The following is a 22,694-nucleotide window of genomic DNA, read 5'->3' on the forward strand; positions in this document are numbered from 1 at the left end:
TATCTAATAAAGACCATGAAATATTTAAAATCCATACTAGTGCATATTGCTATAATAGCAAGTATGTGTTCGGTGTACGCCCAAGATATGGACGAGGAAAACCTATCGCTCACCAGTAGTAATAATATAGGAGGTAGTATTCAATTAAAAACAATGCATCTTTGGCGTGGAATTGAGGTTTCGGATGAAGTTTCGGTCACCTCAGACATTTATCTCAAAACCAAGAATGATGCCTTCAGGTTTGGTATATGGAATGGTATGGGCATAAATGGTAATTTTAAAGAATTTAATTACTATGGAAGCTTCAAGCGATCGGGTTTTGAGGTTTCCCTTTGGGATATCTATAATTTTTCTCCGGGTGCTACTTACAATAATGAGGAAGCATTCAATTACAAAGCCAGAGAAACCGGACATTTTTTCGATTTGAGATTATCGTATCATTTTCAAAAGAACTTTCCCTTAAGGCTTTTCTGGGCTACCATACTATATGGACGAGATCGTGATATTCTGAACGAAAGAAACAGATATTCATCCTATTTCGAAATAGAATATCCTGTATACTTTCACGATGGGTATACTCTCGATGCAGGTATAGGGGGAGCGTTTGCTTTGGTGAAAGGTAACGATATAAATGGCGAAAAGACAAAGGCACATTTTTATGGTGAAAAACCTAATGTGGTAAATATTCATTTACGCCTCTCCAAAATCTTTAAATTAGGGAATTATAGCTTACCGGTTATTCTTATGCCCATGTGGAATCCCGAAAAAAACTACATGAATATGGAGGTATCATTGCAATTGCTTTCTTTTTAAATTATAATTAACGCCAGTCAATAGTTGAATTGTCTGTAACAAACATTTCAACTATTGATTCGCATAAATATCTTTTTAATATAATAATACCATGGAAAAATACAAAGAGAATATTTTAGATAGAATTGGTATTCCACATGCTTTGGCATGGGGATACCTGGGGATACTCATTTTTATGATGGGAGACGGAGTTGAACAGGGTTGGTTGAGTAAATATTTGATAGATGGTGGACTGACCGAAGCCGAATCGGCTCTTGTATTTACAGTATATGGAGTTACTATTGGCATATCTTCTTGGCTTTCGGGCGTTCTGTCTGATATGTGGGGTGTAAGAAGGACAATGTTCTACGGACTGATAATTTATCTGCTCGGAGTCATCGGTTTTGTAAGTATTGGTTTGGGAGGGTTCAATTTTGCTCTTATGCTGATTATGTACGGAATCAAAGGCTTTGGCTATCCTCTGTTTGCCTATACCTTCCTTGTATGGATCGCTAAAAAATCTCCCGGTTCGATGCTCGGAAAAGCCGTAGGTTGGTTTTGGTTTGTATTTACCGGAGGATTAAGCGTATTAGGAGCAATATATGCAAGTTGGGCGACAACGGCGATCGGTTATATTCCAACCCTGTGGTCGGCTGTTATATGGGCATTGATAGGTGCATTGTTTGCACTGGTTTTTATGAAATTCAAAACAAAAAATGAGACTGAAAAAGCCCCCTCTGAGAAGGCTACTATGAATGGTTTGTTCAATGGATTTACAATTATAAAAAAAGAACCTAAAGTTGGTATTGCCGGTATTATACGGTTAATCAATACTATAACTCTATTTGGTTTCCCTGTTTTTATGCCCTTGTATATGGAGGGAGTGGGATTTACAGAGTCGGAATGGCTTCATATATGGGCTGTAGCTGTTGGAGGTAACATTATTTTTAACCTAATATTCGGCTTTGTCGGCGATATGATCGGTTGGAGAAAAACTATTATGTGGTTCGGATGTGTAGGATGTACAATTACAACGCTGTTGTTTTATTATTCTGCTCAGATTTTCCCCAATAATATAATTTTTGTAATGATCTGCGGATTCCTTTGGGGAATGACTCTTGCCGGATATGTACCATTATCTGCACTTGTACCTTCGCTAGTGAAGGAAGAAAAAGGAGCGGCAATGTCGATTCTTAATCTCGGTGCAGGTCTGTCGGCCTTTTTAGGTCCGGCAATCATTGGTATCGTCTATTGGCTTGGAGGTAGCGGTACAGTTATTATCTGGACATTTGCTGCCTTATATATCATTACAGCTTTTTTGAGCCGCTTTATTGCTCTCCCCGAAGAAAAGTTAGGAACCCCAAGACAAATACGTAAATTGGAATTGGCACAGTTAAAATTGACAGAAAAATGAGTAGTCTTGTAGGTTTGGCATCTGATCATGCCGGTTTCGGATTAAAACAATATGTGAAATCTTTTTTACTTGAAAACAGTTTCGAGTGTGAAGACTTCGGTACTGATGACGAATCTAGTTGCGATTACCCCGATTTTGCACATAAGTTAGCTTTCGCTATTGAGAAAGGGCATTGCAATTGGGGTATTGCGATATGTGGTAGTGGTAACGGAATCAATATTACTTTAAATAAGCATCAATCAATTCGTTCGGCACTATGTTGGCTACCCGAAATTGCATTACTTGCACGACAACACAATGATGCTAATGTTTTGGTTTTACCCGCTCGTTTCATTTCAGAAGAAGATTCAGTGCCGATAATAAGGAGTTTCATGGAAGGTTGTTTCGAGGGAGAAAGACATCAAACGAGAATAGATAAAATAAAGCTTAATACATAGTTTCGTTGATATTTATAAATATTTTGTTAGTATAGTGGTTGACTAGTAGATCAACCACTATACTGTTTATTTTTAATATAAAATAATATGATAAGTAAGATTGAAGAGGTTCTGGAAGATTTGTGTGCAGGAAAGATAATAATTGTGGTAGACGACGAAGATAGAGAAAACGAGGGAGACTTTGTTGTTGCTGCCGAGATGATAACGCCGGAAACGGTAAATTTCATGCTGCATAAAGGCAGAGGGATTTTATGCGTTTCTCTTCCTGAAGAAAGGTGTGTGAAATTAGAATTACCCATGATGGAAAGGAATAATACATCATTACTTGGCACACCTTTTACTGTTTCTGTGGATTTACTTGGAGAGGGATTTTCTACAGGGGTATCCTCTAGTGAAAGATCTGCTACAATAAAAGCTTTAGTAGATTCAGATACTAAACCCTCGGATCTAGGACGCCCGGGACATATATTTCCTTTAAAAGCACGAACGGGTGGGGTGTTGGAACGCCAAGGCCATACCGAAGCTGTTGGCGATTTGATGCGTTTCGCAGGACTGGAACCAGTTGGGGCTCTGATTGAAATTATGAACAATGATGGAAGTATGGCACGAATGCCTGAATTAATAAAGCTTGCCAAAGAATACAATTTGAAGATTGTAACTATTGCTGATATTATTGAATATCGGCATAAATATTCAAGCTCTAATTAACTATGCCAATCAGTAGTTGAATTATACCACACGTTCTGTTTTTCTGCTGTACCTCTGCCGAAGTTTGTTTTTCATTTTGCCTTGATGCAAAACGAAAAAAAATAAAGACTGTGCCTCTTCGCACAACCAATATGTGTTTGAAAGCGAAAACAAAAAAACTGCGTTTGACACAGCTATCTTTTTGTTTTTTTTACGCTTTCTTCCCATACCGAGTCCCCCGTGTAACCGGCAAGGTCGGCAAACCTGACGGGCGAAAGCAAAGCCGACATTTATTTCGGGGGTAAGCCATCCATTCAACGATGCGGTCGTTAAGATTAAAATGTAAAGAGTCCGATAGGACGACTTATTTTATTCCGACTGCAAGTTGTGGCTAGGAACAAATTTTATCTCGTAATAGGTGAGTGGTTAATTCGACTATGTTACTTACAACCACTACGAGTTCTTTCCTGAAAACTAAGGCTCAAAACGAAATACAATGGATTAGCAAGGTTAAGGATATATCGGAAAACAACTTTGTCGTTATTCCATGGAATGAAGTTGTAGAGTAAAGATGATTTTTCATTACTTATATAGAACTAATTATAAGTACGCCGTATCAATATTTCGGTAATGAATGGTAAGTTTTGTTTCAAAAATAGCTTTGACCCGATTAGGAGCCAACCTTAATAAGTCATTTGATCTTTTATGTTAATTGCCTCCACTTTTTAGTGGAGGTATATTTATTGTCATTTTTTTATTTACTAGTGAGATTTTCTGACAGCAAGTTTATCTGAAATCAATTCAGATTGTCTTTCTTCTTATCTTTCAATAGTTGGTTTAAAATTTTAGGACAAAATGTTTGCTTGTAAAATAAAAAATGATTATTCTTACCATATAATTATCTGTATAACAAATAGATGGATTGATCGAAAACAGTGGATGAAAAATCGTTACCAATTCGTTACCATCAATTATTTTGCTGCTTATATTTTACTGATTATCATGCAATTATAAAGGTTTACATCCGACCCTAGACAAAGTAAGACAAACTCCTGTAAATGATTCATTTGCGGGAGTTTTTTGTTTCCACCCAAGACATCCCTAAGACATTAAAATACCAGATTCGGACAAAGATTCGTTGCCAAATCGTACCCAAAAACAGCCCTTTTGATTATGGGTACGATTTAGAGTTTAAGTCCTTGATTTGTAGCATATTGTCTATGTTTTGTACACCCTGATTATACAAGTAATTAGTAGTTTTACAAACAAAAAAGTAAATAGTATGAAGGCAACTTTCAGAACACTTTTCTTTCTGAGAAAAGACCGTCCGAACAGTAACGGGCTTGTACCGATTTTAGTCAGGATAACTGTAAACGGCGATACAGCCCAGTTCAATACAAAACTGGAAGTAAATCCTGATATGTGGGATATAAAACTCGGTAAGGCAAAAGGCAGAACCGCAGAAGCAATCAACCTGAACTTAGTAATAGACAATTTACGTGCAAAGATGTTTTCCATTTATAATAAATTATTGGAAACAAAAGGCTATGCTTTGCCTGAAAGTATAAAAAACATCTTAAAAGGTATAGATCCCGAAAGAAAAACACTTCTTCAGTATTTCACCATACATAATGAGCAATACAAACTCAAAGTCGGAAATACAACCAGCCGGATAACTTATTCAAGATACGAACTGACCAAAGAACGTATTGAGAAGTTTATTAAAAAGGAATATAAGCTATCTGATATTCCACTTCCTGAAATAGATTTCCTATTTGTGGAGAAATTTTACCTCTTACTGCGTAACGATCATGATTGCAGTAATAATACTGCCATGAAATTTATTCAGCGGTTCAGGTCTGTATTTACTTTCAGTATTAACTTAGGAGCTGAAGTGAAAATAAATCCTTTCGCAAATTTTAAATTCCATAATGAGAAGGTTCATCGGGAAGTTTTGACGCAGGAAGAAATTGATACCATATATAGAAAAGAGTTCCTGACAGAAAGATTAAGTCAGATAAGAGATGTCTTTATTTTTATGTGTTATACGGGATTATCATACATAGATGTACTTCGATGACAAATTTGATAAAGCAAATGATTTTTTCAGAAGTGCCCGTCATGATATCGCAGATGAAAAATACCAAATGTGTTCTTTTCATATCCACCAAGCCTGTGAAAACTATTACTATTCTATCCGTTTGGCTTTTACGCTGAGAAGTAGTACACAACAGAACCTGACTAAACTGGCTGCGTCTATTAAAGGTCATTAGCCTGATCTGGCTAATGTTTTTCCTAATAATTCGGTGGAAGAAAAACGACTTTTCAATCTGGTAAAGGATGCTTCTATAGAGGCGAGATATAATCCGAAATTTATAGTTACTAAAGAGGATATTGATGCTCTTATTCCGAAAGTCGAGTTACTGAGGGATATTACTAAACGTATTTGTGAATTGAAGATCGGGGAGTATGGGGAGATGGAGTAGAGGAAGTAATATATTAATTATCAAAATATTATCATATTAAACTTTAACCTATCTTTAGCCTGCATCTGACTATCTCTTTTATTTCCGTTTGTTTGTCTCATTGAGAAACTTCAAATAATTACTATAATTTTTATTTTGCAATTTGAATATTGTTCGTATATTTGCGAACTACAAATAATAAATATCTTATGTCAAAGAAAGACTTAACAAAAGAACAAGAACAACTAGCACGCTTTGCTAAAGCAATGGGGCATCCTGTCCGCATAGCCATCCTTCAACTACTGGCAAGCCAAACGTGTTGTTATCATGGTGATATGTCTGAAATACTACCCGTAGCCAAAAGCACCCTTTCGCAACATTTGAATGAACTGAAAGATGCCGGACTTATACAGGGAACAATTACGCTTCCCACCGTAAAGTACTGCATTCACAGAGGCAATTGGGAAACAGCACAAAGATTATTCTCTGCTTTTTTCAAAGACATTCAGTTCGATTCGGATTGCGAATCATAAAAAATTTGCATTTATCATTCGTAGTTCCACGAATAGCGAACTATAAAAGGAATAGAAATAAGAATAAAAGATCAATAAATATATGAATACAATCCGACTGGCAAAAGAAACAGATATAGAGCCAATAAAGAAACTCTATCAAGAAACAATCCTATCCGTAAACATCAAAGATTATACATTCGAACAGGTTGACCTGTGGGCGAAGCGTGGAGTGGATAATAACGTTTGGTTGCACCGTATCAATGAAGAATATTTCATCGTCTGTGAAATTGAAAATCAACTAGTAGGCTTCTGCTCTCTCAAACCTGGTGGTTATTTAAATACTCTCTTTGTACACAAAAAATTTCAAGGGCAGGGTATTGCAAAGGCTTTGTTATTGAATATAGAGCAACACGCCCAAGAAGTCGGAAGCGAAGAAATAAGCGCGGATGTATCTCTTACTGCTAACGGTTTCTTTTTGAAAAACGGCTATATTGACTTAGGGCAACAAACTGTCTGTATAGGCATACCGATGATTAATAGTAAAATGATTAAACAACTAAAGAAATAATATAAATGAAAGTACTTATTCTTTGCACAGGCAATAGCTGCCGCAGCCAGATGGCTCATGGTTTCCTTCAATCGTTCGATCCTTCCCTTATCGTCTGCTCGGCAGGAACAAAGGCAAGCGGAAAACTAAATCCCAAAGCGGTTGAAGTAATGAAAGAAGCAGGGATAGATATTTCACATCACACCTCTGACAGCGTTGATAAATACCTGAATGACGAATGGGATTATGTAATTACTGTTTGTGGTGGTGCGAATGAAAGCTGCCCCACATTTACAGGTAAAGTAAAACACCGTTTACATATCGGCTTTGATGATCCTTCTGATGCTGTGGGTACACCTGAGTTTATACAATCGGAGTATATCCGTGTGCGTGACGAAATTAAAAAAGGATTTTATGAGTTTTACCTTAAAGAGATAAAAGGAAAATGAGTTTTTTAGATAAAAACTTAACCCTCTGGATATTCTTGGCTATGGCTATTGGGGTGGGATTAGGTTATTTCTTTCCTTCGGTATCTGCAACGGTAGATTCCATGTCTAGCGGAACTACAAATATTCCTTTGGCTGTCGGGCTTATTCTGATGATGTACCCGCCACTGGCTAAAGTTGATTATAAACTCTTACCAAAGGTCTTTACGAATGTAAAGATATTGGGTACGTCCTTATTCTTAAACTGGATTGTCAGCCCTGTATTGATGTTTATATTGGCTATTACATTTTTACAGGACTATCCTGAATACATGGTTGGGGTTATTCTGATCGGCTTGGCTCGCTGTATAGCGATGGTATTGGTCTGGAACGATCTGGCGGAAGGCAATACGGAATACGGTGCAGGCTTGGTTGCCCTCAATAGTATTTTTCAAGTGTTCTTTTACAGTTTTTACGCTTGGTTATTTATAACAATACTGCCTCCCTATTTCGGTTTCGAGGGTGCTATTGTCTATATATCTATTGGTACGATTGCCGAAACGGTAGCTATCTATTTGGGTATTCCTTTCCTGATGGGTATGCTTAGTCGTCTGATATTGGTAAAAGTGAAAGGGGAACTATGGTATAAGGAGAAATTTATTCCTGCTATATCGCCTATAACTTTAATTGCTTTACTGCTTACCATTGTTTTAATGTTCAGCCTTAAGGGCGAATTGATTGTACAAATCCCAATGGATGTGGTACGCATTGCTATTCCTTTGCTGATCTATTTTGTGGTGATGTTCTTTATCAGCTTTTTTGTGAGTAAGGCGATGGGGGCTAGTTATGATAAGAATGCTTCTATTTCGTTTACTGCCACAGGCAATAATTTTGAACTGGCTATTGCGGTTGCTATCGGTGTTTTCGGTATTCACAGCGGACAGGCGTTTGCAGGAGTTGTGGGTCCATTGGTCGAAGTGCCTGTTCTGATTGCTCTGGTAAATGTGGCTTTTTGGTTGAAAAAAAAATATTACAAAAATGAATTATCAAATAATATAAAACGCTGAACTGATGAAAACAAACAAGGAAAAAAAAGAGATGGTAAAGCAACAATATAGCGAATTGGCTTTGAATAGTGATCTGCTTAAATCGGGTTGCTGCTGCGGCACGAACCCCAATACGCCATCAAAAAAGGTATTTACTATAATGAGTGAAGATTACAGTGAATTGAAAGGATACGAAGCTGATGCGGACTTGGGTGTAGGTTGCGGATTACCGACAGAATATGCAGGGATTAAAGAGGGTGATACTGTTATTGATTTAGGATCGGGAGCTGGCAACGATTGTTTTATTGCACGAGCGGAAGCAGGCGAAAGCGGCAAAGTGATAGGCATAGACTTTTCTCCTCAAATGATAGAGAAAGCTCGCAAGAATGCATCCAAACGTGGATACACCAATGTTGAATTTATGGAAGGGGATATTGAAGAAATGCCTGTAGCCGACAATACTGCCGATGTGGTTGTAAGTAATTGTGTTCTAAATTTACTACCTGAAAAGGATAAGATTTTTAAAGAGATTTACCGTGTTCTCAAAAAGGGCAGCCATTTCTGTATTTCGGATGTGGTACTGAATGGTGTGTTTCCTAAAGAGTTTACCGATAATGCTTCGATGTATGCAGGGTGTATAGCCAGTGCCATTCAAAAAGAGGATTATTTAAAGGAAATAGAAAAAGCAAACTTCACTAATATTAAAGTGGAAAGAACAAAAACAGTTGTTATTCCTGATGATGTTTTACAGGAACATTTGGATGAGGCAACTATCGCTAAGTATAAAGCGGGTAATGTGGGGATTTATTCTATTACGGTGACCGGGAGAAAGTGAGAAATCCACAAACTCAATAAAAGGATCAAATTTTATTTACGTTAAAAGCCTGTCAGATTATTACCGACAGGCTTTTACTATGCTAAATGTTCAGCTTATCAGATTTCCGAAGAATAAAGTTGTGGAGTAAAGATCATTTTTCATTACTTATATCGAACTAATTATAAGTATGTCGTATCAATATTTCGGCAATGAATGGTAAGTTTTGTTTCAAAAAATAGCTTTGACCCGATCAGGAGCTAACCTCAATAAGTCATTTCGACTTTCTTTTTAATTACCTCAACTTTTTAAGTGGCGGTATATTTATTATCATTTTTTAAGATAATTTATCAAAAACAGCAATACCTTTGTAACTGAAACACTCAATTAGTCAGAACACTTTAAGCCATAGTATTGCATAATCATTGTTACTATTCACTAATTGGATATCCCGATTAAATAGGCAAACTCCATAGGTATATTCAATATTTTATATCTATTTTTGTTCAATACTGAAATATCTATTAATTATTTTTTATGCCAAGAATTTACTATAACAAAGAAGAACTAAGTGGAAATAGCATTAATACAAATCTAATTAATTTAGATATTTTTCAATATATAAAAGACAATACAAATAAGAACCTAATAGAGATTCCTCAGGTCAATAAATCTTTTTTTGGAATACTTAGAAAGCCAATTCTAATGTTTAGTTATGTTCTTATAAGTCGAGACGATTTTGAATACAAAACTTCCGAAGGGACTTTCTATCTGCCAGATGCTCTTATTTTCTATGATATAAATGATGCTCCTTTTCCTTCAAAATTCTACTTTATTGCGCGAATCAAGGATAAAATAGAACTGCGAGAATGTTATGCAGGCGAAGGGGTAAAATGGTTCCAAATCCCGAATCTACACACAGAAATTAGCGACAAATCAATTGTAACCAAGATAGAGAACACCTTGAAACAAACTCAAAAGCTTGTGGCTACGATTTACAATATTGAAACCGAAAAAAATAAAAAAAAGAAACTAGAAGAAGAGCATTTAGAAAAAGAAAGACAGAAACCTTACATCAGTCTGGAAGAGAAAGGTGCTTATCAAAAAATAGGTGAGATATGCTTAGCTGATAAGAGGATGAAATCGGAGTTCAATGATTTTCTTGATGGGCTGAAGAGTTATGACAAATACGAAACTTTAGATTCAGTGATAACATATCTAAATGATAGAAATATGTGGTTAATAATGAATCTTGATTGGAAAGCAGGAGTTGAAGATTTAGAATGGAGCATACAATCTACTCTAAAACAAAATTTCACTCAATCCATTCCTTTACCTCAGGCAGAGGATATGGATGATAATATTACCATTTCACACAATGGCGTATTTGCTAAGTTTGACAATACTCTAAGAGAAAATGGTCTGCAAATAAGTTTAATAGATACTGAATCTGATGAATATCTATTAATGATACATACTATAGAGAGGAAGCTGGAAGTGAAAGAAGCTGTTAATAAAACAGGATACAAGTATCAAGAGGTAGCAAATTTGTAGTGGAAGTATAAAGCGAGACAAACTATCCTAATTCAGTTTGATGAAAATGAATCAAGATAATTTGACTTCGCGACAGTTTTGAACATTCCGTCTTTTAGTAAATAAGGATTATTTTCCCAATCTACTTGTTTCAAAATGCGTTTAAGAGGATGCGTATAATAAAGCAGCAGAACCCAAAGAACTGTTTGTTGTTCCCGGAGCTTCACACGTCGATCTGTACGACAGACCTGAGTATATGGCGGTATCACTACCCAAAATGGATTCATTCTTTAAACAATATCTTAAATAACAATCATGAAAAAAATTAGCATAGCATTAGTAGCTGTTATAGCATTTGGATTCACTGCATGCTGCAATAATCAAAAAAACACAAATGAAATGGAAACAGCAAATAACAAAGAAACAACTCTGATTTTTCCAAAAGGAGATGTAATCAATAATGATTATTTCAGTGGAAAAGCATGGCTGAAAATGTTGGTTACCGATAAAGAAAACTTTGATGCAACTGTCGGAAACGTGATATTCGAGTCCGGAGTCAGAAACAATTGGCATTCGTATCCGGGCGGTCAAATATTACTCTGCACAAGAGGAACAGGCTACTATCAGGAAAAAGGGAAACCGATTCAACTGCTCACTGTAGGCGATGTTGTTGAAATTTTACCCGATATCATCCATTGGCATGGTGCAACACCCGATAGTGAATTTGAGCATATAGCAATCGGCACACAGTCAAGTAAAGGTGCTGTTGTATGGCTAGAACCTGTAACTGATGAAGAATATAATAGTTATAAGAAATAAACAGACAGCCTAAAACATAAGTAAAATTAAATAATAGTGTAAAAACATCAATTTTAGGCTTTGGAGTATATTAAATAAAATCTAAGGAAACCTCTATAAATTAATTATCTCTATAGAGGTTTTTTTACAAAAACACCTCTTATGACAGTAGAATATCAAATTAGGACAACAAATCGAAACCAAATATATCGGTAAAAAATGATAACTATTCGTCAAATAATTCCATGATTCGTCTATGATATTTATAAAATAACTTTTAGAAACATTTTCTACCTTAGAAAAAATTGTCCGAATATTAACGAGCTTGTACCTTTAAAACACTCTATTTGATCTTGATCCTGAAAGGAAAATACTCCTTCAATATTCTAGCTTACATAATGAACAATACATACTCAAAGTCGGTAAAATTATCAGCTAGATAACTTACTCAAAAGAACATGTTTAGTGGCTAAAAAAATAAGATAAATAAACTTGATAAAAATATATTAAGTAGTACATTTACACCTGATTTTTAATTTATTTCATTGTTCTATTATTCCTTTAACGGATAAAGTATAAAGACAAATGAAATCATAAAAATTGAAAAATTACAAAACTAATCAATTTGAACTTACAAATTAAAATGTACATCAACAATGAGAACAATACATTTAAAAAAATTAACATTTCTCATTTTCGGACTACTGGTGTTGCATGCACAGGGTCAAGTAACAATAGGCAGTAACAACGCACCCAACAAAGGGGCTTTGCTTGATCTGAAAGAAACTGTGGATGGAAATTCTAATAAAGGATTAATTTTGCCTCGCGTTGCTCTAAATTCATTAACTACTACGGTTACAGATCTTAAAGTCACAATAAATGGATCTGTAGGTAGTATTCCATGGGACATCAACGAGCATATAGGTTTAATGGTGTATAACACGAATGAAGATCGTTGCGCAGCTACCCCTATCTATAAGGGTTTATATGTTTGGAACGGACAAACCTGGCAATATTTGGGACAAACCAACCAACCTTCTCCCAGTGTTTATGAGGTATCTGATCCACGGGATAGTGAAGTGTATCTGGCACGTAGCTTCGGAGCAGCTGGTGATTGGATGCTTGAAAATATACGTTACGATCCAATTATCCATCCTTATACCGGTTTTACTGGTTTCACGCATACCGCAAATTCTGCGGTATCCCCTTATACCAACAAATATTTTGCTTATGCTGAAGGAGATACAAATCCTTATATTCCTGCTAACCATCCATCTTCTGACTGGAGGCTAAAGATAAAAAACGGCTTGTTATACAACTGGGCAGCTGCTACCAACGGAGAAAACCCTTCCGTAGCTAATCAAGGACAAACACCTACAGGTACCGATCCGGTAGCTTCTGTTCAAGGTATTTGTCCTAATGGATGGCATGTGCCAAGTGATAAAGAATGGAATGACTTGGAACGCCACATTTATAATAATGCTCATTTGTACAGCAGCTATAGCGAATCGGAAAAAAATACATGGGTTCCTTGGGAAACTGTTTGGGAATACGGTACATCATTTCCTGGATATGGATGGCGTCCATCATCGACCGCAACCAATGCCCAAGGAGCGGCTATAAAATCGGTATGTCCACCAAATGGTAACAGCACGGTCACCAATGGCAAAAGTTTCTCTGCGTTATTAGGTGGATTTAATGCTCTTCTTGCCGGTTATGCTTCCGGTGGCTCCACTGGCAATTACGGTTACGGTTGTTTCTTTTGGTCGTCAAGTAGCAGTGGTAATAGCAACGCATGGTTCCGGAATCTGACTGATAGTAATGCATCGGTGTACAGATTTGAGAATTCTCGCTCCTTTATGTTTTTTGTTCGTTGCAAGAAAAATTAGTAATTTAAATATTGGTTTTGATTCTGTGAATAGCAACCAAAAATTAATATTAACATAAAAAAACTTGCATAAACTAAATAAATGTTATCTTAGCACCATAATAATTATAAAAATAAGTTTGTTAAGGAACTTAATATATTTATAATACTAAAGAATTAAATGCTCAATTTCGGTCAAAATTAAATGACTTCCCACGTCATTGTTATTTCTGAATATTTTATAGTTAATCCTATTTTAAAAAAATGGGAAACTAGTTTTAGCCAACCCCTTCCAAAGAGAGGTTTAAATAGTTTATACATATCGTGCAAATTTGCGCACAGTCTACCCAATTTTTTTTTTATCTTTATAGAAATAACATATACACCTCTATGCCATCCTTATCAACAATTAATTCAAATACTTTATCAAAATGAAAATCAAAAACTTTACATTGCCCATACTTTGTACAATGCTATTTCTCATTCCTGCCACTTTGGTCGGACAAGTAACGATTGGCTCTGGTACTGCTCCTCGCAAAGGCGCATTGCTAGACCTAAAAGACAGCGACTCCCACGCCAATCCACAAGTGACGGCCAATAAAGGTTTTGCAATGCCTCGGGTAAAACTCACTGATATGGATAACCTCTATCCTATGTTTACGGGAGACGAATCAGATTATGCAACTCAAAAAATGAGTCATGTCGGCTTAATCGTTTATAACATATCGGGAGAATCCATACCCAGATGTGCCCCTATACCCGATGGCTTATATTCGTGGGATGGCGAAAAATGGCGAAGTATATGGAGTCCTGATGAACCTGTCTCCATCGCCTTGGGCACCAAACGATATTATGACCTACCCAGTGGGCACGATGCTCGCGGAGCTATCAACATGCAAAGTTTTGATGTAACATGGTCTCCTGCCGGATTGCTGACTTATACTGAAAAAGCAATAACAGGTGCTAGTTTACAAGAAGGCGGTGTACTTTTTAGCAATGTAAATAGAACCGCTAGCCCTCTGAAAGCAAGCCCGGCAATCTTTAGCATGATACCCGATGCGATGACTATTAGTAATCCTGATTCGCCCTGGCAATCGAGAGAGACTGCATTGACTTTTACTATAAAGGACGAATGTGGCGAAACTGCAACCGAAACCATAACCCTCAATCAAACCAATTATGCTCTCAAAGTCAATAATCAGTTTAGCAGCAGTCAAAGTATCTATACCACTGCCGGAAACGTTAAGTTGCCTGTAGAAGGAAATGTGGCATGGACAACCGTCAAAACCGACCCGAGTAATATTCTCTCAAGCACCAGCCCGACAGTTGGCAGTACTCAGGGGAGTGACAGAAAAGACGGTACTACAGTCAATTCTAACTTCCAGTATACCGTTGCGGCAGGAAATAAATACCAGACTGCAGATATCACTTTTAAAGACACCTAAGCTATCAAACGCTTCGACGATATTAAGGTATCGATACTAAATTGCACCACCGAGCCTAATATGGGAGAATGGAAAATCCGCGCCGACCTCTCCGGATTTGCGAAAGATGTCCCACACCCTATCACCAAAATTGCCTGGCACACCGACCAAAATGATAATATTTTCTTCTCGGGGAACTTCGGCTACGAAGATGCACCCACTAACACCAAAGAACGTCGTTGGATGATTACCAACCTTGCCGCCACCAGTTTTGCTGATACAGATCGTACCGGGACCGATGATACCGTACTACAAAATTTGGGCACTAGCCCATCTGCAACCAACAATTCTCTAAATCCACTTTGGTGTTATCCTAACGGAGGCACCGATGGTGCCACAGCCACCACATTCAACAACAATCCTCGCATAGGTCGCTTATACAATTGGGCAGCTGCAACCAACTCTAAAGGAAATACTACTACCGGCGAAGAAGGTATCAATGAGGGTGAAGAACTACATAAAACCACTATTAAGCGCCAAGGCATCTGTCCTAATGGCTGGCATCTCCCGTCCGATGCAGAATATACAGAATTGGAACAGGAAATCAACCTCCATACCAGCCAATATAGCGGAATCGCTGATGCTAACGGAACAATTACCGTAGGTGATAATGAACGTGGCACTACTCACGGTCAGGGCATGAAAGACTCATGCCCTGCTCCTGATGAAACAATCGTCCCCAACGGTTCATCCAACATTATTTCTTCCACGCTTCGCGGTGGCTTCGGAGTATTATTAGTCGGTTATGCCAACGGCTCCAAAGCCAAGGAATACGGAGAAACAGGCATCTTCTGGAGTGCCAGCGGTAGTCCTCTTCCTTCCGGAGCGTGGTCTCGAAAGATACCTAAAAACTTAATGAATGTTACCCGTTATGCGTCAGTTCGGCACAGTTTGTTTTCCGTACGTTGCAAGAAGGATAATTAAAGTGCGTTTTTAATATATACATGCTAAAATTGTAATCAATTCATAAGATTAAAAATATTAGAGCCACAGAGGCTTATTTTCCTGTGGCTCTAATATTTTTACATAAATTATATTATCAGCACTCTAAATATCCAAATTAAAATAATCGTAAAAAATATATTCAAGTACCTATTTTATTTAAAATTTCCATTACATTTGTCACACAACAATCAAGGGGTGCTTTAAAAAGCTGAGATTATACCCTTAAAACCTGATGCGGGTAATGCCGCCGTAGGAATGACAAAAGAATACTTCTCCTTTAGCTAGGATATCTCTTGATTGGTTTTATTATCTAAATAACCAATATGAATAACAAGAAGAGATATCTGTCAGCATTAACAATTGCAGGTTCTGATAGTGGTGGCGGTGCAGGGATACAAGCCGACCTAAAGACATTCTCAGCAATAGGTGTCTTTGGGATATCAGTCATTACCGCTATTACTGCCCAAAACACACAAGAAGTAAGGGCTATAGAAACTCTCTCCCCTTCAATCATACATCAACAACTTGAAACCGTACTAGACGACATGCTAATAGATGCTGTCAAAACAGGTATGCTTCCTAATTCCGATACAGTAGAAATAGTTGCCTCGATTATAGATAGATATAATCTTCAAACGGTGATTATGGATCCGGTAATGATTTCTACTACTGGAAGTAAGCTCGTATCAGCATCAACAATTCATTCTTTCAGAGAAGAATTATACAAACGAATAACACTTATCACACCCAATATACCTGAGGCTGAAATACTTTCCGGAATTAAAATTACTCAGGAATCAGATATGCAAAAAGCTGCTGATGTGTTACTTAATCAAGGTTGTAATGCCGTCTTAATAAAAGGAGGACATTTGCCAAAGGCTAATGTTGTCGATATCCTTTTCTGTCAGAATAAAGCTTCAGTTTCCTTCTCTTCCGAAAATATCCGAACAAGTAATTTGCATGGTACAGGCTGTACCCTGTCATCCGCTATCGCAGCCTACATGGCTTTAGGTATGGATATTGAAATGGCTGTCAGAGCTGCAAAGCAGTACATTACCAATGCCATATATTACGGAAAAGATATTATCACAGGAAAAGGCTACGGTCCACTTAATCATTTTTTCAAACCAGAACCATTAAATACTAAACAATATGATTATTAAGTTAAATGACCAAAATCATGAAATAAAAGAGGGGGCAACTATAGCTTCTTTTATTGAAGATCTTGGGCTAAAATCGCAAGGTATTGCCATTGCTATCGATAATGAAGTTATTCCTAAGAATGAATGGGCAAAAACTATATTATTGGAGAATGACGAATTAATGTTGATACAAGCCGTATCGGGAGGATAACTATGACGAGTTTAATAGCAATCACCCTTGAAGAGATAATTGAAAATGAAGCCCAAATTCTCAATAAACTTTTCAAAAACGGCTTATTGACATTGCATCTGCGTAAACCTTTATCCTCCGAACAGGATGTATATTTTTTGCTATCTCAGATAGCTTCGAAATATCACGATAGGATTGTGCTACATGATCATTTCTCATTAGTTAATTATTTCGATCTGAAAGGAGTACATCTGAACAGCAGAAATACAATTCGACCAAATAAAGTATTGCTTTCTGTTAGTCGTTCTTGTCACTCTCTTGATTGTTTAGAAACTTCGGATGATTTTAATTATGTATTCTTGAGTCCTATTTTCGATAGTATATCAAAGTCAGGGTATAGCCGTGCTTTTACGCATGAAGAATTAATAGAAGCTACGAATCTGAATATAATAACAGAGAAGGTTATTGCTCTGGGTGGGATTGATTCAGATACTATTCCAATTGCTGTATCCTATGGGTTTGGCGGAGTAGCCGTTTTAGGCGGACTATGGAAAAACTTCAAAGAGAATAGAGATGAGAATGCTCTGTTAGAACGATTTAATAAACTTAAATCCATATGCAATCAATAATGAAAGGACTCTTATTTATAACACATCGAACACAACAATTCGATTACCTGCAATCGATAGAAATTGCATTAAAAGGGGGATGCCAACAGATACAATTACGAATGAAGGATACTCCCATAGATGATATAATAAGAACAGCTTTAGCTGCAAAAGACTTATGCAACGAATACGATGCACTGCTTTATATCGACGATCATGTGGTAGTCTGCCAAAAGGTGCAAGCTAAAGGTGTGCATCTCGGAAAGTTAGATATGCTCCCCAGTGAAGCACGAAAAATACTGGGGAAAGACTTCATTATTGGAGGTACAGCCAACACGTTCGATGATATAAAACGGCTCTATGACGAGGGAGTGAATTACATCGGCTTGGGTCCTTTCCGTTTTACAACAACGAAGAAAAATCTAAGTCCTATTCTTGGACTGAATGGTTATCAATTCATTATAAGGCAATGCAAAGAAAACAACATAAATCTGCCTATACTCGCTATCGGAGGAGTAACAATCAATGACATTCCCGACATTATGCGTGCAGGAGTATCTGGAATCGCCCTGTCTTCTACCATTCTATCCGCAGATAATCCGATAGAAGAAACACGAAAAATTATCAACTTAATCAATAAATATCAGCTATGAAAAATTTAGTGATAGCAGGAAAAGAGTTCGGATCACGACTCTTTTTAGGAACAGGCAAATTCAGTTCCAATGACGTAATGAGTAAAGCCATTGTTGCCTCGCAAACGCAAATGGTAACAGTGGCAATGAAACGGCTCGATCTTGAAAATAAAGAAGACGACATGTTGATCCATATTAAAAAACCGGGAATACAACTCTTACCAAACACATCGGGTGTACGCAATGCAAAAGAAGCCGTATTTGCTGCACAACTGGCTCGTGAAGCTTTTGAAACAAACTGGCTGAAATTAGAGATTCACCCCGACCCTAAATATCTTCTTCCCGACCCGATAGAGACATTGAAAGCAACGGAAGAACTAGCCAAACTCGGTTTTATTGTATTACCTTATATACAGGCAGACCCTGTACTTTGCAAGCTACTTGAAAATGCCGGAGCCGCAACCGTTATGCCCTTGGGTGCCCCAATAGGAACAAATAAAGGATTACGGACACGAGATCTGCTTGAGATTATTATAGAACAAAGCAATGTCCCTGTAATTATAGATGCAGGAATAGGCGCGCCGTCGCATGCGGCCGAAGCTATGGAAATGGGTGCTGATGCGGTGCTTGTAAATACAGCGATTGCTATTGCAGGCGATCCCATTGCGATGGCAAAAGCATTTCAACTCGCTGTTGAAAGCGGTCGCATGGCTTTCGAAGCACAATTGGCAAGTCAACTAAATTTTGCAGAAGCAAGTAGTCCATTAACCTCATTTTTAATGTAAGACAATTATGAAAATAAATCATCGTATTACTTATCCCTCATCGAAAAAGATATATGTAAAGGGAGAAATTCACAATATAAACGTGGCTATGCGCTCGGTATCATTGTTGGATACAATTACAGTTGTCGACGGAAAAGAGATAAAAGAACATAATGCTCCCGTTACTATTTATGATACAAGTGGTCAATACTCCGACTCGAATATTCCCATTGACATAACAAAAGGATTGCAGCGCATACGCGAGCAATGGATAAATGATAGAAACGATACAGAGCTGTTATCGGCTTTTACATCTCATTATTGTAATGAACGTTTGATTAATGAAAAATTAGATACCATCCGTTTTCCGTTGATAAACTATCCTCGCCGTGCCCAAACAGGTAAAAGTATCACACAAATGTATTATGCACAGCAGGGAATCATTACCCCAGAAATGGAATATGTAGCCATCCGTGAGAATCAGCAAAATGAAGAACTAGGTATAAAAACACATATCAATGCCGAGTTTGTTCGCAGCGAAATAGCAGCAGGCAGAGCCATTATTCCGGCTAATATCAATCATCCCGAAGCCGAACCGATGATTATCGGAACAAATTTCCTAGTTAAGATAAATACGAATATCGGTAATTCAGCCCTTTCGTCAGGTATAGACGAAGAAGTAAAGAAAGCAGTATGGAGTTGCAAATGGGGTGGCGATACCTTAATGGATTTATCCACAGGTGAGAATATCCACGAGACCCGCGAATGGATTATCCGCAATACTCCTGTTCCTATAGGAACTGTGCCTTTATATCAGACATTGGAAAAAGTAAATGGCAAAATATCAGACCTCAACTGGGAGATATATCGCGATACGTTAATTGAACAGTGCGAGCAGGGAGTAGATTATTTCACCATTCATGCGGGATTACTTCGGTCTCATCTGGCACTCGTAAAAGGACGCACTACAGGTATTGTATCACGTGGCGGATCTATTATCGGCAATTGGATGACAATGCATAATAAGGAGAATTTCTTTTACACTCATTTCGATGATATATGTGAAATACTGAAACAATACGATGTAGCTATTTCGCTAGGCGATGGTTTACGCCCCGGTTGCACTGCCGATGCAAACGATGCTGCTCAGTTTGCAGAACTGTCTGTTTTAGGGGAACTTACAAAGAAAGCGTGGAAACACCATGTTCAAGTACTAATCGAAGGTCCGGGGCATGTACCAATGCATAAGATTAAAGCAAACATGGATGAACAATTGGCTCATTGCCATGGTGCTCCGTTCTATACATTAGGGCCTTTGACTACTGATATTGCTCCTGGTTACGATCATATCACATCAGCCATTGGCGCAGCGCAAATTGCCTGGTATGGCACGGCTATGATCTGCTATGTTACCCCGAAAGAACATTTAGGATTGCCCGACAAAGAGGATGTAAGAGCAGGAGTTATTGCTTATAAAATAGCTGCTCATGCGGCAGACCTTGCGAAAGAGCACCCGGGGGCAGCCATAAGAGATAATGCATTAAGCAAGGCTCGATACGATTTCAGATGGAAAGATCAGTTTAATTTATCATTAGATCCCGAAAAGGCTTTGGAGTATTATAAAATAGGAAGATTGGATAACGAGAGTGATCATTGTACCATGTGTGGCCCTCATTTCTGTGCAATGAAATTGACAAAAGAAATGCACGAATGTACTAAACTCAACGAATGTTAACGATGGAATTTACAGAATTAATAAATGAGTATGATTGGGATGATATTAAATCCCGAATCTATACCCGTACAGCAAAAGATGTAGAGATTGCTTTGAACAAAAGCCGACTTAACACGGATGATTTTATGGCATTAATCTCTCCCGCTGCTCAACCCTATTTAGAACAGATGGCTGTATTGAGCCGAAAATATACACAGCAGCGCTTTGGTAAAACTATACAGTTTTATGTCCCGCTATATCTTACCAATTCGTGTGTTAATCACTGCGTATATTGCGGATTCAATCGTAATAATGATATCAAACGTATAATTCTTAACGACGAACAGATTATGCGTGAAGTAGAAGCTATTAAAAAGATTGGAGATTTCCAGCATATTCTGTTAGTTACAGGAGAAAACCCACGAGACGCAGGGGTCGATTATATGGAGAATGCAATCCGCTTGGTAAAACCCTACTTCTCGTCGATATCAATAGAAGTACAACCGCTTAAAGAAACAGAATATAAGACACTTACTGATGCCGGACTTAATGCAGTATATTGTTATCAGGAAACATACTACAAAGCCAGGTATAAGGTCTACCATCCTAAAGGAATGAAATCAAAATTCGATTGGCGTCTCGATGGTTTTGATCGGATGGGGAAGGCAGGAGTACATAAAATCGGATTAGGTGTACTGATAGGCTTGGAAGACTGGCGAACTGATGCTACAATGATGGCTCTACATCTAAGATACTTGCAAAAAACGTATTGGCAAACGAAATATTCAATTTCATTTCCACGTATGCGCCCACACGAAGGAGAAGAGTTTCAGCCGAATGTAGTTATGTCTGACAAAGAACTGGCTCAGATTATCTTTGCTTACCGCATTTTTGATCATGATATAGAGATAGCCTTATCTACTCGTGAAGATAAATTGTTCAGGGATAATATGACTACACTAGGAATTACGTCGCTAAGCACAGGTTCAAAAACCGATCCGGGTGGATATGCGGTCTATAAAGACGAATTAGAACAATTTGCTGTAAATGACGACCGTTGTCCTGATCTCGTATTATCAGCAGTTAAGAATCAAGGATATGACGTTGTATGGAAAGATTGGGATTTAAGTCTTCAATAAGGTCTCAGACCTTTTTATTTAAAAGAAAAATATGGATAGATATACAAGAAATATATTGATAGAAGGCTTTGGAGAGGACGGTCAACAAAAACTTAAACAATCAAAAGTCTTAGTAGTTGGAGCCGGAGGATTGGGATCACCTGTTTTATTTTATCTGGCTGCCGCAGGTGTGGGCACACTAGGTATCATTGATTATGATGTAGTGGATATTTCAAACCTCCAACGACAAATACTTCATCAGACTACTGATTTAGGAAAAAATAAAATCGAATCGGCTAAGGAAAAACTGACGGCTCTCAATCCCGAAGTTAAGGTCAATACTTATGGTTTCAAATTTACAACAGATAATGCAGCGGAGATCATAAAAGAGTACGACTTTGTTGTTGATTGCTGTGATAATTATACCACTAAATTTTTGATTAACGATGTCTGCGTAAAAGAACAAAAGCCATATTCTCATGGGGCTGTTTTAGCTCTGCGGGGCGAAATAATGACTTATATTCCGGGGTATGCCGATTACAGGTCTGTTTTTGATAATCCGCCTGAAGAAGGAACTGTTCCGACTTCGGCACAGGTAGGAATACTTGGTTCTATTGCCGGGGTTATAGGCAGCATACAGGCTACTGAAGCTATAAAGTATCTAACGGGGATTGGAGATTTGATCTTGAAGCGCATCCTTATATTTGATGGGAAAACGATGAATTTTCATTCTCTGAAAATTAAGACCTGATCTGAT

General features: G+C 37.6%; 25 protein-coding genes, 1 pseudogene and 1 riboswitch. All 26 genes and pseudogenes read left to right on the top strand.

Annotated elements, in window-relative coordinates:
* Nucleotides 1-15 precede the first annotated feature (15 nt).
* The 26 genes and pseudogenes from G7Y57_RS13590 to G7Y57_RS13705 all read left to right on the top strand — a co-directional run bounded on the left by G7Y57_RS13590 (nt 16) and on the right by G7Y57_RS13705 (nt 22,688).
* Nucleotides 16-813, top strand: coding sequence for a hypothetical protein (locus G7Y57_RS13590; protein ID WP_165025125.1), 798 nt, complete (start codon nt 16-18; stop codon nt 811-813).
* 91 nt (nt 814-904) lie between these two features.
* The gene (locus G7Y57_RS13595) at nt 905-2,206 is read left to right on the top strand and encodes an MFS transporter (RefSeq protein ID WP_165025129.1); all 1,302 of its coding nucleotides are present in this window, start codon (nt 905-907) and stop codon (nt 2,204-2,206) included.
* On the top strand, nt 2,203-2,643 hold the full coding sequence (locus tag G7Y57_RS13600) for an RpiB/LacA/LacB family sugar-phosphate isomerase (protein ID WP_165025132.1): 441 nt from the start codon (nt 2,203-2,205) through the stop codon (nt 2,641-2,643). Before G7Y57_RS13595 ends, G7Y57_RS13600 begins: the two co-directional genes overlap by 4 nt.
* Nucleotides 2,644-2,730: 87 nt before the next feature.
* Nucleotides 2,731-3,342, top strand: a pseudogene (gene ribB, locus G7Y57_RS13605) (3,4-dihydroxy-2-butanone-4-phosphate synthase); the annotation flags it as partial.
* 425 nt (nt 3,343-3,767) lie between these two features.
* The gene (locus G7Y57_RS18025) at nt 3,768-3,899 is read left to right on the top strand and encodes a hypothetical protein (protein WP_255491457.1); all 132 of its coding nucleotides are present in this window, start codon (nt 3,768-3,770) and stop codon (nt 3,897-3,899) included.
* Nucleotides 3,900-4,612: 713 nt separating this feature from the next.
* Complete coding sequence (locus G7Y57_RS13610) at nt 4,613-5,410, top strand: site-specific integrase (protein WP_165025137.1); 798 nt, start codon at nt 4,613-4,615, stop codon at nt 5,408-5,410.
* Nucleotides 5,397-5,603, top strand: coding sequence for a HEPN domain-containing protein (locus G7Y57_RS18030; RefSeq protein WP_255491458.1), 207 nt, complete (start codon nt 5,397-5,399; stop codon nt 5,601-5,603). Before G7Y57_RS13610 ends, G7Y57_RS18030 begins: the two co-directional genes overlap by 14 nt.
* 33 nt (nt 5,604-5,636) lie before the next feature.
* Entirely contained in the window at nt 5,637-5,816 is a 180-nt protein-coding gene (locus tag G7Y57_RS18035; protein WP_255491460.1) for a hypothetical protein, read from the top strand.
* Between the two features lie 188 nt (nt 5,817-6,004).
* Nucleotides 6,005-6,328: an ArsR/SmtB family transcription factor gene (locus G7Y57_RS13620; protein ID WP_165025140.1), complete on the top strand. Its 324-nt coding sequence runs from the start codon at nt 6,005-6,007 to the stop codon at nt 6,326-6,328.
* 82 nt (nt 6,329-6,410) lie between these two features.
* On the top strand, nt 6,411-6,878 hold the full coding sequence (locus G7Y57_RS13625; RefSeq protein WP_165025143.1) for a GNAT family N-acetyltransferase: 468 nt from the start codon (nt 6,411-6,413) through the stop codon (nt 6,876-6,878).
* 5 nt (nt 6,879-6,883) lie between these two features.
* A complete protein-coding gene (locus G7Y57_RS13630; protein WP_165025146.1) occupies nt 6,884-7,306 on the top strand; it encodes an arsenate reductase ArsC in 423 nt (140 codons plus the stop codon).
* Nucleotides 7,303-8,349, top strand: a complete 1,047-nt coding sequence (gene arsB, locus G7Y57_RS13635; RefSeq protein ID WP_165025149.1) for an ACR3 family arsenite efflux transporter — start codon at nt 7,303-7,305, stop codon at nt 8,347-8,349. The genes G7Y57_RS13630 and arsB overlap by 4 nt, the downstream gene beginning before the upstream one ends.
* 4 nt (nt 8,350-8,353) lie before the next feature.
* The gene (gene arsM / locus G7Y57_RS13640; protein WP_165025152.1) at nt 8,354-9,163 is read left to right on the top strand and encodes an arsenite methyltransferase; all 810 of its coding nucleotides are present in this window, start codon (nt 8,354-8,356) and stop codon (nt 9,161-9,163) included.
* A 516-nt stretch (nt 9,164-9,679) separates the two neighbouring features.
* Entirely contained in the window at nt 9,680-10,696 is a 1,017-nt protein-coding gene (locus G7Y57_RS17870; protein WP_185153941.1) for a hypothetical protein, read from the top strand.
* Between the two features lie 294 nt (nt 10,697-10,990).
* A complete protein-coding gene (locus G7Y57_RS13650) occupies nt 10,991-11,494 on the top strand; it encodes a cupin domain-containing protein (protein ID WP_165025153.1) in 504 nt (167 codons plus the stop codon).
* A 635-nt stretch (nt 11,495-12,129) separates the two neighbouring features.
* Nucleotides 12,130-13,362: an FISUMP domain-containing protein gene (locus G7Y57_RS13655; RefSeq protein WP_165025156.1), complete on the top strand. Its 1,233-nt coding sequence runs from the start codon at nt 12,130-12,132 to the stop codon at nt 13,360-13,362.
* Between the two features lie 409 nt (nt 13,363-13,771).
* Entirely contained in the window at nt 13,772-14,785 is a 1,014-nt protein-coding gene (locus G7Y57_RS13660; protein WP_165025158.1) for a hypothetical protein, read from the top strand.
* A 222-nt stretch (nt 14,786-15,007) separates the two neighbouring features.
* Nucleotides 15,008-15,748 carry a fibrobacter succinogenes major paralogous domain-containing protein gene (locus tag G7Y57_RS13665; RefSeq protein ID WP_255491461.1) on the top strand — a complete coding sequence of 247 codons (741 nt, stop codon included), beginning with the start codon at nt 15,008-15,010 and terminating at the stop codon, nt 15,746-15,748.
* Nucleotides 15,749-15,950: 202 nt separating this feature from the next.
* Nucleotides 15,951-16,042, top strand: a riboswitch (TPP riboswitch).
* A 50-nt stretch (nt 16,043-16,092) separates the two neighbouring features.
* Nucleotides 16,093-16,932, top strand: coding sequence for a bifunctional hydroxymethylpyrimidine kinase/phosphomethylpyrimidine kinase (thiD, locus tag G7Y57_RS13670; protein ID WP_165025164.1), 840 nt, complete (start codon nt 16,093-16,095; stop codon nt 16,930-16,932).
* The gene (thiS, locus tag G7Y57_RS13675) at nt 16,922-17,122 is read left to right on the top strand and encodes a sulfur carrier protein ThiS (RefSeq protein WP_165025167.1); all 201 of its coding nucleotides are present in this window, start codon (nt 16,922-16,924) and stop codon (nt 17,120-17,122) included. The genes thiD and thiS overlap by 11 nt, the downstream gene beginning before the upstream one ends.
* Before the next feature lie 2 nt (nt 17,123-17,124).
* Nucleotides 17,125-17,730: a thiamine phosphate synthase gene (locus G7Y57_RS13680; RefSeq protein ID WP_165025170.1), complete on the top strand. Its 606-nt coding sequence runs from the start codon at nt 17,125-17,127 to the stop codon at nt 17,728-17,730.
* Nucleotides 17,730-18,362: a thiamine phosphate synthase gene (locus G7Y57_RS13685; RefSeq protein WP_165025234.1), complete on the top strand. Its 633-nt coding sequence runs from the start codon at nt 17,730-17,732 to the stop codon at nt 18,360-18,362. The genes G7Y57_RS13680 and G7Y57_RS13685 overlap by 1 nt, the downstream gene beginning before the upstream one ends.
* The gene (locus G7Y57_RS13690; protein WP_165025172.1) at nt 18,359-19,126 is read left to right on the top strand and encodes a thiazole synthase; all 768 of its coding nucleotides are present in this window, start codon (nt 18,359-18,361) and stop codon (nt 19,124-19,126) included. The genes G7Y57_RS13685 and G7Y57_RS13690 overlap by 4 nt, the downstream gene beginning before the upstream one ends.
* Before the next feature lie 7 nt (nt 19,127-19,133).
* Nucleotides 19,134-20,840: a phosphomethylpyrimidine synthase ThiC gene (gene thiC, locus G7Y57_RS13695; protein ID WP_165025175.1), complete on the top strand. Its 1,707-nt coding sequence runs from the start codon at nt 19,134-19,136 to the stop codon at nt 20,838-20,840.
* 2 nt (nt 20,841-20,842) lie between these two features.
* Entirely contained in the window at nt 20,843-21,958 is a 1,116-nt protein-coding gene (thiH, locus tag G7Y57_RS13700) for a 2-iminoacetate synthase ThiH (RefSeq protein ID WP_165025178.1), read from the top strand.
* A 31-nt stretch (nt 21,959-21,989) separates the two neighbouring features.
* On the top strand, nt 21,990-22,688 hold the full coding sequence (locus G7Y57_RS13705; RefSeq protein ID WP_165025180.1) for a HesA/MoeB/ThiF family protein: 699 nt from the start codon (nt 21,990-21,992) through the stop codon (nt 22,686-22,688).
* The last annotated feature ends 6 nt before the right edge of the window (nt 22,689-22,694 follow it).

It is taken from the genome of Dysgonomonas sp. ZJ279 (assembly GCF_011039205.1).
Lineage (GTDB): Bacteria > Bacteroidota > Bacteroidia > Bacteroidales > Dysgonomonadaceae > Dysgonomonas.

Bases quoted from the DNA above. Each gene is read 5' to 3' on its own strand.
- G7Y57_RS13590 (WP_165025125.1), top strand. From the start codon at position 16: ATGAAATATTTAAAATCCATACTAGTGCATATTGCTATAATAGCAAGT.
- G7Y57_RS17870 (WP_185153941.1), top strand. From the start codon at position 9,680: ATGCCAAGAATTTACTATAACAAAGAAGAACTAAGTGGAAATAGCATT.
- G7Y57_RS13630 (WP_165025146.1), top strand. From the start codon at position 6,884: ATGAAAGTACTTATTCTTTGCACAGGCAATAGCTGCCGCAGCCAGATG.
- G7Y57_RS13660 (WP_165025158.1), top strand. From the start codon at position 13,772: ATGAAAATCAAAAACTTTACATTGCCCATACTTTGTACAATGCTATTT.
- G7Y57_RS18030 (WP_255491458.1), top strand. From the start codon at position 5,397: ATGTACTTCGATGACAAATTTGATAAAGCAAATGATTTTTTCAGAAGT.
- G7Y57_RS13690 (WP_165025172.1), top strand. From the start codon at position 18,359: ATGAAAAATTTAGTGATAGCAGGAAAAGAGTTCGGATCACGACTCTTT.
- G7Y57_RS13680 (WP_165025170.1), top strand. From the start codon at position 17,125: ATGACGAGTTTAATAGCAATCACCCTTGAAGAGATAATTGAAAATGAA.
- G7Y57_RS13610 (WP_165025137.1), top strand. From the start codon at position 4,613: ATGAAGGCAACTTTCAGAACACTTTTCTTTCTGAGAAAAGACCGTCCG.
- thiH (WP_165025178.1), top strand. From the start codon at position 20,843: ATGGAATTTACAGAATTAATAAATGAGTATGATTGGGATGATATTAAA.
- G7Y57_RS13620 (WP_165025140.1), top strand. From the start codon at position 6,005: ATGTCAAAGAAAGACTTAACAAAAGAACAAGAACAACTAGCACGCTTT.
- G7Y57_RS13600 (WP_165025132.1), top strand. From the start codon at position 2,203: ATGAGTAGTCTTGTAGGTTTGGCATCTGATCATGCCGGTTTCGGATTA.
- G7Y57_RS13685 (WP_165025234.1), top strand. From the start codon at position 17,730: ATGAAAGGACTCTTATTTATAACACATCGAACACAACAATTCGATTAC.
- G7Y57_RS13650 (WP_165025153.1), top strand. From the start codon at position 10,991: ATGAAAAAAATTAGCATAGCATTAGTAGCTGTTATAGCATTTGGATTC.
- G7Y57_RS13625 (WP_165025143.1), top strand. From the start codon at position 6,411: ATGAATACAATCCGACTGGCAAAAGAAACAGATATAGAGCCAATAAAG.
- thiS (WP_165025167.1), top strand. From the start codon at position 16,922: ATGATTATTAAGTTAAATGACCAAAATCATGAAATAAAAGAGGGGGCA.
- G7Y57_RS18025 (WP_255491457.1), top strand. From the start codon at position 3,768: ATGTTACTTACAACCACTACGAGTTCTTTCCTGAAAACTAAGGCTCAA.
- arsM (WP_165025152.1), top strand. From the start codon at position 8,354: ATGAAAACAAACAAGGAAAAAAAAGAGATGGTAAAGCAACAATATAGC.
- thiC (WP_165025175.1), top strand. From the start codon at position 19,134: ATGAAAATAAATCATCGTATTACTTATCCCTCATCGAAAAAGATATAT.
- G7Y57_RS13705 (WP_165025180.1), top strand. From the start codon at position 21,990: ATGGATAGATATACAAGAAATATATTGATAGAAGGCTTTGGAGAGGAC.
- G7Y57_RS13595 (WP_165025129.1), top strand. From the start codon at position 905: ATGGAAAAATACAAAGAGAATATTTTAGATAGAATTGGTATTCCACAT.
- G7Y57_RS13655 (WP_165025156.1), top strand. From the start codon at position 12,130: ATGAGAACAATACATTTAAAAAAATTAACATTTCTCATTTTCGGACTA.
- arsB (WP_165025149.1), top strand. From the start codon at position 7,303: ATGAGTTTTTTAGATAAAAACTTAACCCTCTGGATATTCTTGGCTATG.
- G7Y57_RS13665 (WP_255491461.1), top strand. From the start codon at position 15,008: ATGATTACCAACCTTGCCGCCACCAGTTTTGCTGATACAGATCGTACC.
- thiD (WP_165025164.1), top strand. From the start codon at position 16,093: ATGAATAACAAGAAGAGATATCTGTCAGCATTAACAATTGCAGGTTCT.